Annotated in this window: 3 protein-coding genes; all 3 read right to left on the bottom strand. The window is 72.1% G+C overall.

Translation table 11 applies throughout. The features are described 5' to 3' along the window. On the bottom strand, window positions 1–686 hold a 686-nt coding region (locus VF665_RS15430; RefSeq protein WP_331054329.1), incomplete at its 3' end, for an HAD-IIIC family phosphatase. 149 nt (window positions 687–835) lie between these two features. Further along, a complete protein-coding gene (locus tag VF665_RS15425) occupies window positions 836–5302 on the bottom strand; it encodes a type I polyketide synthase (protein WP_331054328.1) in 4467 nt (1488 codons plus the stop codon). 146 nt (window positions 5303–5448) lie between these two features. Continuing rightward, window positions 5449–9960, bottom strand: a 4512-nt coding sequence (locus tag VF665_RS15420) for an amino acid adenylation domain-containing protein (RefSeq protein WP_331054327.1), incomplete at its 5' end; no start/stop codon positions are given.

Here is a 9960-nt window from a genome sequence, read left to right as displayed (position 1 = left end):
TAGCCGTACGTGCGCCCCGTGGTGTTGAGCTGGTTGGTGCGCACGGTGAGCTCTTCGGCGCGCTGCAGGTCCGCCTCGGTGCACGGGCCCAGGGTAAAGCGCATGTCCAGCGTGCGCAGAAACTCCTCGGACGGGCCGTTGTACGACTCCTCCGCGCGGCCGCGGGCGATGTCCGCCTGGTACATGCGGCGGCGGTTCCGGCTGTCCTGGGTGATGAACTCGGGGTTCAGCTCCGGGCGCTCCAGCATGCCGTCCAGCTCCGCGGCGTCCAGGGTGCGCACGGCGGGGCAGGCGAACGCCACCTCCTCGCGCTCGAACGGCTGGTCGTCCACGAACAGGAACGTGTCCTGGCCGATATTGAGAGCCTTGGCGATGGCCTCGACGTTCTGCCCCTTGGCGTTCCAGTTGATGTGCGGATACAGGAAGTAGTCGGCGATGCCGAGCGCCTGCAGCCGCGCCATGGCCCGGTCGTGGTCGTTGCGGCTGGCGATGGACTGCAGGATTCCGCGCTCGTCCAGCGTGCGCAGGATGTGCTCGACGCCGGGCCGGAGCTCGACCGTGTCGTCTTCCAGCAGGATGCCGTTCCACACGGTGTGGTCCAGGTCCCACACCACGCACTTGACCGTCTTGGGCGGCTTCTGCGTGCCGGCGGCCGGCGCGGCGGCCGGCAGGATTTCGTTGCTCACGCGTATCCATCGGTGATCGGGGTGTCCGCAACGGACAGGGCCCGGCTGTTTCGATTCATCATCCCCACGTTCCACCGCCGTCCGAAAACGAATCCCGGCGGATCACACCCGCACTCAGCACTCCGCACTCCGCGCTCAGCACTCAGCACTCAAGCCCTGCCCATGATCTCCGCCGCCTCGTCGTCCGAAATCGACTCGAGCTCCGCGATGATCGCGGTCTCGATCAGTTCGGCGAACTTCGCGATCGTGGGGGCTTCGAAGATGGACTGCAGCGGAAGCTCCAGCTGGAACATGTCGCGCACACGGGCCACGATCTGCGTGGCGAGCAGCGAGTGCCCACCCATCCCGAAGAAGTCATCGTGGATGCCGATGCGGCGGATGCCCAGCAGGCTCTGCCACAGCTCCGCGAGCGCTTCTTCCACCTCGTTGGTGGGGGCGTGGTACTCCGATTCCAGCTCCGGCCGTTCATACAGCACGTCCGCGGGGCGGGCCGCCTCGGCGCGCTCGTTCCACCGGGTCTGCAGGTCCGTGGTGGAAACCAGAAGCTGTGCCTCTCCCGCCAGGGCGAGCGCATGATCGAACGCCGCGCGCAGTTCGTCCGGGGCGATGCCGTCCGGGTCTGCCTCCGTCGCCGCGCGGTCCACCGCCAGCGCCGTCCACCCGGCACGGGCGGCAAAGGCATCGATGAGCGTGTGCGCGGCGGTCACGCGAACGTGGCCCACGGCACCCAGTTGGCCCGCGAGCGAGGTGTGGGCGACGATCCATTCCGGACGCCGGTCGCCCAGCGCGGTGCGCATCGCCTCCAGGGTGCGTTCGACGGCGGCGAGCTGGTCCGCCCACTCCGCCGCGGCTTCGCCCACACCGGCGATCCCCACGATTTCCGACAGGTCCGGCGCGTACAGCACCCCGTCGATCCGCCCCAGCCGCGTTTCCGCTTCCGTGACGGCTTCCGTGAGGGAAGCCGGATCAGCGAGGTCGGCGCGGATGGTCTCCGCGGCGCCGTCCGCCTCGCCCCCCTGCCCCGTGGGGAGAATGAAGGCCATGCGCACGCCGGGCGTTTCGGCGATGGCCGCCGCAATGCGCGCGGAACCGGCGCCGACGAGCAGGTATCCGCCGTTTTCGCGGATGCGCGCGGCGGGGGACGCGGTGCGGACGGGGTGGAACGCGCGCACCCAGCGGTGGCGGCCGCGCAGCGCCACCACGTCGCCCACGCCGCCGGACAGGATTTCCGCGGCGATGCGCGGGGCCAGCTCCGCCGTGGGCGCGCCGGCGGGGACGTCCACCACGCGGCAGGCGAGGTGCGGGTGCTCGCGCTCGATGCCGCGCGCCACGCCCAGGAGCGCGGCCATCAGCGGCGACGGCTCCTCGTCTCCCGTCACCTGCTGCGCACCTTCGGTCAGCACGATCAGCTCGGTGGGGGCGCCGGACGCGGCCAGGGCGTCGGCGAAGAGCAGCAGGCTGGGGATGGCCATCCGCACATCGGAAAGCGCCAGCGCGTGCACCACCGCGCGCGGCCGCATCCCGATGGAGGCGAGGGTTTCCGTCATCTGCCGGTAGTCCTCTCGCAGCGCGGGGCGGACGGTGTGCATCCGCTTGCCCGCGCTGAAGCCGGTGTCGGGCCGCACGGAGATGACGTTGTAGCCCACCCGGTCCAGCGCCGAGGTGACGCGGTCCGCCAGCCCCTGCCCGCTGGACATCAGCAGGATGTGATCGTGTCCGGGCGATGGCGCCGCGGGTGCGGGCGTCCGCGTCCACGTCGCGGCGTGGATCCATTGCGCGGGGTCCGCATGGCGCGCGTTTGCCGCCACGCGCGCGGCCTGTCCCTCCTCCGCCTGCGGAAGCTCCACCCAGTAGCGCTGCCGCTCCCAGGGATAGGTGGGGAGGGCGAGGCGCTGGCGCCGCTCGGCACCGCGAACGGCGGCCCAGTCCACCTCCACCCCCGCCAGCCAGAGCCGGCCCAGCGCGTCCAGCAGAAACTGCGTGTCGGGGCGCCGGTCGTACGCGTAGCGCAGGGAGGGGATGGCCGCGGCGGGGGCCGGCTCGCCGTCCGCGCGCTGGCGCACAAAGGTGGACAGCGTCTGCCCCGGCCCGACCTCGACGAGAACGCGGCGGGGCTCGGACAGCAGTTCCGACACGCCTTCCGCGAAGCGGACGGTGCCCATCAGGTGGCGGGTCCAGTGTGCCGGGTCCGTCGCCTCCGCGTCGGTGATCCACGTCCCGGTGACGTTGCTGATCATGGGGATGCGGGGCGGGCGCAGCTCCGCGCGGGCGGCGCGCTCGGCCAGCGGGGCCAGCGCGGGCGCCATCATGGGCGAGTGGAAGGCGTGCGTCGTCGCCAGCCGGCGGGCGGTGTGCCCGGCCGCCGTGAGCGCCGCTTCCAGCGCGGCGATGGCGTCATCCGGTCCGGCGGCCACGGTCAGTTCCGGCGCGTTCACCGTCGCCACGACCGTGTCCGGGGACAGGAACGGGCGCAGCGCCGGCTCGGAAAGCGACACCGCGAGCATGGATCCGCCGGGGAGTCCGCCGATCAGCCGGGCACGGTCCGCCACCAAGGCCAGGGCGTCCTCAAGCGTGAGCACCCCCGCGATGCACGCCGCCGCGTACTCGCCCAGCGAGTGCCCGATGACGGCATCCGGTACGATCCCCCAGCTCATCCACAGCTTTGCCAGCGCGTAGTCGATGACGAACACGGCGGGCTGGGCCAGCTCCGTGCGGTTCAGCCGCTCCGCCCGCGGATCGGCGGCGCCGGACGACCGGCCGAGCATCGCCTTGAGGTCGAAGCCCTGCACCGGCGCCGCGTCGGACGGCGGCGGCCCGGCGAACAGGACGTCGCGCAAGTCCATCCCCAGCGCGGGCTTGAGCAGTTCGGCGCAGCGGTCCACCTCCGCGCGAAACACCGGCTCGGCCTCGTACAGCCCGCGCGCCATCCCGGGGTACTGGTCGCCCAGCCCGGGAAAGAGGAAGGCCACCGAACGGCTCCCGGATTCCGCCACCCCCATCGCAACGCGGTCGGGCAGGCGGTCGCGCAGCAGCGCCGCCGCGTTCTCGCCGTCGCGAACGACGACGGTGCGCCGGTGGGGGAACGCGCGGCGCCCCTCGCGCAGGGTGAAGGCGACGTCGGCCAGCGGCTGCTGCGGGTTGGCTTCCAGGTGGGCGGCCAGGCGGTCCGTCGCGGCGTCCAGCGCCCGCGGCGAGCGGGCGGACACGGTCAGAAGCTGCCACGGGCGCGACGGTCCCGACGGCTCGCGGGGCGGCGCCTCTTCCAGGATGACGTGCGCGTTCGTTCCGCCGATGCCAAAGCTGCTCACGCCCGCGCGGCGCGGGTGCCCGGGCGCGGGCGTCCAGTCGCGCAACTCGTTGCAGACAAAGAACGGAGAGGCGGCGAAGTCGATCTTGGGATTCGGCCTGGTGAAGTGCAGCGTAGGCGGGATCTGTGCGTGCTCCAGCGAGAGCACCGTCTTGATCAGCCCCGTCACCCCGGCGGCCGTGTCCAGGTGCCCCACGCTGGTCTTGGCCGCCCCGAGCGCGCAGAACCCGCAGTCTTCCGTGGCCGTCCGATAGGCACGCGTGAGCGCGGCGATCTCGATGGTGTCGCCCAGTTCCGTCCCGGTGCCGTGCGTTTCCACGTAGGTGATGGACGACGGATCGACGTCCGCGGCGGAGAGCGCTTCGCGGATGGCGGAGGACTGTCCTTCCACGCCAGGCGCGGTAAAGGCGACCTTGGCCGAACCGTCGTTGTTGATGGCGGATCCGCGGATGACGGCGCGAACGGGGTCGCCGTCGCGCAGGGCATCGGCCAACCGTTTCAGGACAACAACGCCCACGCCGCTGCCGCTCAGCGTTCCAGCGGACTGCTCGTCGAAGGCGCGGCAGTGCCCGTCGGGCGAGCTGATCCCGCCGTGGCTGTAAAGGTATCCCCCGTCCTGGGGAATCAGGACGGTGGCGCCGCCGGCGAGCGCCATGTCGCTTTCCCCGCTCAGCAGGCTCTGCGCGGCCAGGTGAACGGCCACCAGCGACGTGCTGCAGGCGGTCTGCACGGTGAGCGCGGGGCCGCGCAGGTTCAGCTTGTACGCCGTGCGCGTGGCGATGAAGTCCTTGCCGCTGGCCAGGTTGGCCTGAAAGTGGCCCACGCTCCCCATGAGCGCCGGGTTGTTGCGGACGTGCTGCTCCACGTACATGGGCGCGCCCGACCCGGCGTACACGCCCACGCGGCCGCGCACGTGCTCCGGCGCGTACCCGGCGTTTTCCATCGCTTCCCAGGCGCACTCCAGGAACAGGCGATGGCTGGGCTCCAGGATCTCCGCCTCGCGCGGGCTGTAGCCGAAAAACCCGGCGTCGAAGTGCTGCACGTCGCGCAGCCGGCCGATGGAGCGCACGTAGTCCGGGTGCGCCAGGTGCGCTTCGGGAACGCCGGCCGCGCGAAGCTCGTCGTCGGTGAAGTGGGTGATCCCCTCCACGCCGTCGCGCAGGTTGGCCCAGAACTCGTCCACGCTGTCCGCGCCGGGAAAGCGCCCCGACATCCCGATCACGGCGACGTCGAACTCCCCGTGCACCTCCTCCATATCCGCCATCGGACGATCCAGTTCGTCCGCCCGTGCCTGTTCGTGCTCGCTCATCGTTTCCGGTCCTGGATGTGTATGTCCCGCACTGTTGGCCGATGCCGCATTCGGCCCGCCCGTGGCGCCTTCCGTGTCCCTGTCCCGCCGTTCCCCCGCCACTCCCGCGTCTTCCGCGTGAAACGCCGCTGCCGTCCAGCGGACGATCAGCGGCGCCTCCGCATGCGGTCGCGCCGGCTGGCGCCCCGGTCCGCGCCCTCGGCGTGCGGCGCTTCCGCCGCTCCACTCGTGGCGGGAGATGATCGGGGATCGAGGTGTGCGGCGAGCGCGGCGATGGTGGAGTGCTGGAACAGGTCCACCACCGACACCTCGCGCCCCAGCGCCGTCCCCAGCTTTTCCTGCACGCGGGCCACCAGCATGGAGTGCCCGCCGATGTCGAAGAAGTTGTCGTCCACGCCCACGGCATCTACCTGCAGCACCTCGCGCCAGACGGCGGCAATGGTGCGTTCGGTGGCGCTCTGCGGAACGGACACGGAGCGCGGCGCCTCGCCCATGGGATCGGGAAGGCGGCGGCGGTCCACCTTGCCCGTGGCGCCCAGCGGCATGCGGTCCAGCAGCACCACGCGGGCGGGAACCATGTAGTCCGGCAGGCGCTCCCGGACGTGCGCCCGGACGATCCCCGCGTCCAGCGACGCGCCCGGCACCGGCTGGACGTAGCCCACGAGCACACGGTTCACGCCTTCGCCGCGCACGGTGACCGCGGCCTGCGCAATCGCCGGATGGGCGAGAAGAACGGACTCGATCTCCCCCGGCTCCACGCGGAAGCCACGGATCTTCACCTGGTCGTCCGTGCGCCCCAGGAACTCCAGCGCGCCGTCCGCCCGCCAGCGCACGCGGTCGCCCGTAGCGTACATCCGCGCGCCCGGCTCTGTCGCAAAGGGATTGGGGATGAAGCGCTCCGCCGTGAGCGCGGGTCGGCCCAGGTAGCCGCGGGCCAATCCCACTCCCGCCACGAACAGCTCGCCCGCCACCCCGATGGGCACCGGCTCGCCGCGCGCGTCCAGCACGTAGCTCTGCTGGTTGTCCACCGGCGTTCCGATGGGCGGCAGCCCGGCGCCGTCAGGCGCCACGTCGCACCCGGTGCTGACGACGGAGTTTTCCGTGGGCCCGTACAGGTTCACCAGCCGCAGCCCGCGCGGCCCGCGCCGCCGCAGCGCGTCGCCGCCGGTGAGCAGGGCGCGCAGCCCCGCCGGACGGGGCGCGCCCCGCTCCATGGCCTCCAGCACCGCCTCCGCGGCGGGCGTCGGCAAGAAACAGACGGTTACTCCGGCGTCGCCGATCCAGCGCACCAGGCCGGCCGGATCGGCGCGCAGCGGCTCCGGAAGGATGTGCAGCGTGGCGCCCGCGGTGAGCGCGGACCACGTTTCCATCGCGCTCGCATCGAAGGCCGGGCTGGCCAGCAGCGCGGCGTGATCGTCCTCGCCCAGCCCGTACGCGGACCGGTACCAGGCAGCCATGTTGGCCACGCCGCGGTGCGCGACGGCGACGCCCTTGGGAAGGCCGGTGCTGCCGGAGGTGTAGATCACGTACGCCAGCGCGTCCACGTCCGTGGCGGATTCCGGATCGCCGTCCGGCTCGGACGCAAGGTCGTCCCCGTCCATCCACAGCACGGGGACGCCGATCGTTTCCAGCCGGTCGCGGGCAGCGGAACTCGCCACGACGGCCGCCACGCCGGCGTCCTGCAGCGTGTACGCGATCCGCTCCGGCGGCGACATCGGGTCGATGGGGACGTAGGCGGCGCCGGCTTTGAGGATGCCAAGTTCCGCCGCCACCAGCGCCGGCGAGCGGTCCAGGAGCACGGCCACGCGCCGCTCCGGCCCCGCGCCCATCCCCCTCAGCCGATGCGCGACGCGGTTGGCCCACCGGTCCAGTTCCGCGTAAGTCAGCGACTCCTCTTCCGATACCACCGCTGGCGTGTTCGGAGTGCGCCGCGCCTGTTCGGACACGAGCCGGTGAAGCACGTCGACGCGGTGATCGACGGCAGTGCGGTTCCACTCCCGCAGCACGGTGCGGCGCTCGTCTTCGCCCATCATGGAAAGGGCAGACACCCGGCTCTCCGGAGCCGCCACCGCGGAGGCGATCAGCGTGCGGAAGTGCTCCCCGAGGCGGTGGATCGTCGGCGCGTCGAACACGTCTTCCGCGTACTTGAAGCCGCCGTGCAGCACCCCGCCGGCATCCACCATCGCCAGCGTCAGGTCCACCTTGGCGCTCCCCGTGTCCGGCTCGCTGGCGCCCACCTGCAGGCCGGCGAATTCCAGCGCCGCGCCGGTCCCTCCCGGCTGCATGGAAAACAGCACCTGGAACAGCGGATGGCGGGCGACGCTGCGCTCCACTTTCAGCTCCTCCACCAGCCGCTCGAACGGCACTTCCTGGTGCGCGTAGGCGTCCAGCGTGCGCCCGCGCACCTGCTCGAGCAGGTCGGAAAAGGTGGGGTCGGCGGCCAGGCTGGCGCGCAGCGTGAGGGTGTTGAGGAAGACGCCGATCAGCCCCTCCGTCTCTTCCGGCGTGCGCCCCGCGATGGGCGAGCCGATGACGATGTCGTCCGCGCCGGACCAGCGCGCCAGCAGGACGTCGAACGCGGCCAGCAGCGTCATGAAGACGGTCGCGCCGTGGCGCCTTCCGAGTTCCGCCACGGAAGCCGACAGCTCCGGCGTGAGCGCGAAGGGCACCATCCCGCCGCGGAACGACGGAAGGGGCGGATGCGGGCGGTCGGTGGGGAGGGCGAGGACGGGGGCGCCGTCCAGCGTTTCCCGCCAGAAGGCGAGCTCGCGTTCCAGCGCCGGGCCGTCCAGCCGCTCCCGCTGCCACACCGCATAATCCGCGTACTGCACGGGGAGCGGGGCCAGCACGGCGTCCCCGTTTTCCCGCCCCGCGGCGTAGAATTCCGACAGTTCGCGAAAGAGCACGCCCAGCGACCACCCGTCGCTGACGATGTGGTGCATCGCCAAGAGAAGGACGTGCTCGCCGTCCGCCGCGCGCAGCAGGCGTGCGCGGAACAGCGGCCCCTCCGCCAAATCAAAGGGCGCCCGCGCCATCTCCTCTCCCGCCACCCGCGCGTCAACCCCGGGATCCTCCGCACCCGACAGGTCGGTGAGCGGGAGGGGGATGCGGAGTTCGGGAAGGATGACCTGCACCGGCTCGCCGTCCTCGACGCGAAAGACGGTGCGCAGCGACTCGTGCCGCTCAACCAGCGCGTTCAGCGCCCATTCCATTGCCGACGCGTCCAGCTCGCCCCGCAGGTGCAGCGCGACGGGGATGGTGTACGCGGTGCGCGCCCCGGCCAAGCGCGACACGAACCAGAAGCGCTGCTGCGCAAAGGAAAGCGGGAGCGGCCGGTCGCGGCGCGTGGGGAGCAGCGGCGGGGGAACAAACTCGCTTCCCGCGCGGGCGGACGCGGCGCGCGCGGCCAGTCCGGCCACCGTCGGCGCCTCGAACAGGGCGCGGAGGGGAAGGTTGACGCCGAACGCTTCGCGGATGCGCGACACTACCTGCGTGGCGCGAAGGGAATGCCCGCCCAGGTCAAAGAAGTTGTCGTGCACGCCGGGCGTCACGCCCAGCACGCGCGCCCAGATCCCGGCCACCACCTCCTCGGCCGGGGTGCGCGGCGGCACCTGTCCCGCCGCCGCGGCGGTGTCGTCCGGGGCGGGAAGTGCGCGGCGGTCCACCTTGCCGCTGGGGGTGAGCGGCATGCTTTCCAGCGTGACCCACGTGGCGGGAACCATGTACTCAGGCACACGGCTGGCGACATGGGCGCGCAGATCGGCCAGCGTGGGCGCGGCGCCCTCCACGGGGACCAGCCAGGCGACGATCCGCTTTTCCGCGCCTTCGCCGCGCACGGCCACGGCGGCCTCGCGCACGGCGGGATGGGTGCCCAGCGCGGCCTCGATCTCCCCCGGCTCCACGCGGAACCCGCGCACCTTCACCTGAAAGTCGGTCCGCCCCACGTACTCCAACTCGCCGGTCGGCACCCAGCGCGCGAGGTCTCCGGTGCGGTACAGGCGGCTTCCGGACGCCCCGAACGGGTCGGGGATGAAGCGCTCCGCAGTCAGCCCGGGACGGTTCAGGTAGCCGCGCGCCAGGTTCAGCCCCGCGGCGAACAGCTCGCCGGGAACGCCCACCGGAGCGGGGTTCAGGCGCGCGTCCAGCACGTGCAGCCGCGTGTTGTCCACGGGCGTGCCGATGGGGGGAAGCAGCGGCCACTCCCGCGCGTCTTCCGCCACCCGGTGCGCGCTGACGACGTGTGTTTCCGACGGGCCGTACTGGTTGTCCAGCCGCAGCCCGGGGTTGGCGGCAACGAAGGCGCGGAGCTGCGGCGTGGAGCGCAGCGCTTCACCCGCGGTGACGATCTCACGCAGTTCCGGGAGGGACGCCTCCGCATGCTCCGCCGTCTCGGCCAGGTTCTGCAGGGCGGCAAAGGGAAGGAACAGCCGCTCCACCCGCTGCTCGCGCAGCAGCGCCAGCAGCGCCTCGGCGTCCCGGCGGGTGTCGTCATCCGTAAGGACGAGCGTGCCCCCGGCCGCCCACGTCGCGAAGATCTCCTGGAACGAGACGTCGAACGAGAGCGAGGCGAACTGCAGCGTCCGCGCGGGCGCTGCACCGTTCCACCGGGCAAGCTGCCAGCGCAGCAGGTTCACCAGCGCGCGGTGCGGAAGGGCGGC

The organism is Longimicrobium sp., assembly GCF_036387355.1.
In the GTDB taxonomy this organism is placed as follows: Bacteria; Gemmatimonadota; Gemmatimonadetes; order Longimicrobiales; family Longimicrobiaceae; genus Longimicrobium.
The sequence above is the reverse complement of the archived record's forward strand: the minus strand, read 5'-3'. Positions and strand labels throughout refer to the sequence as shown.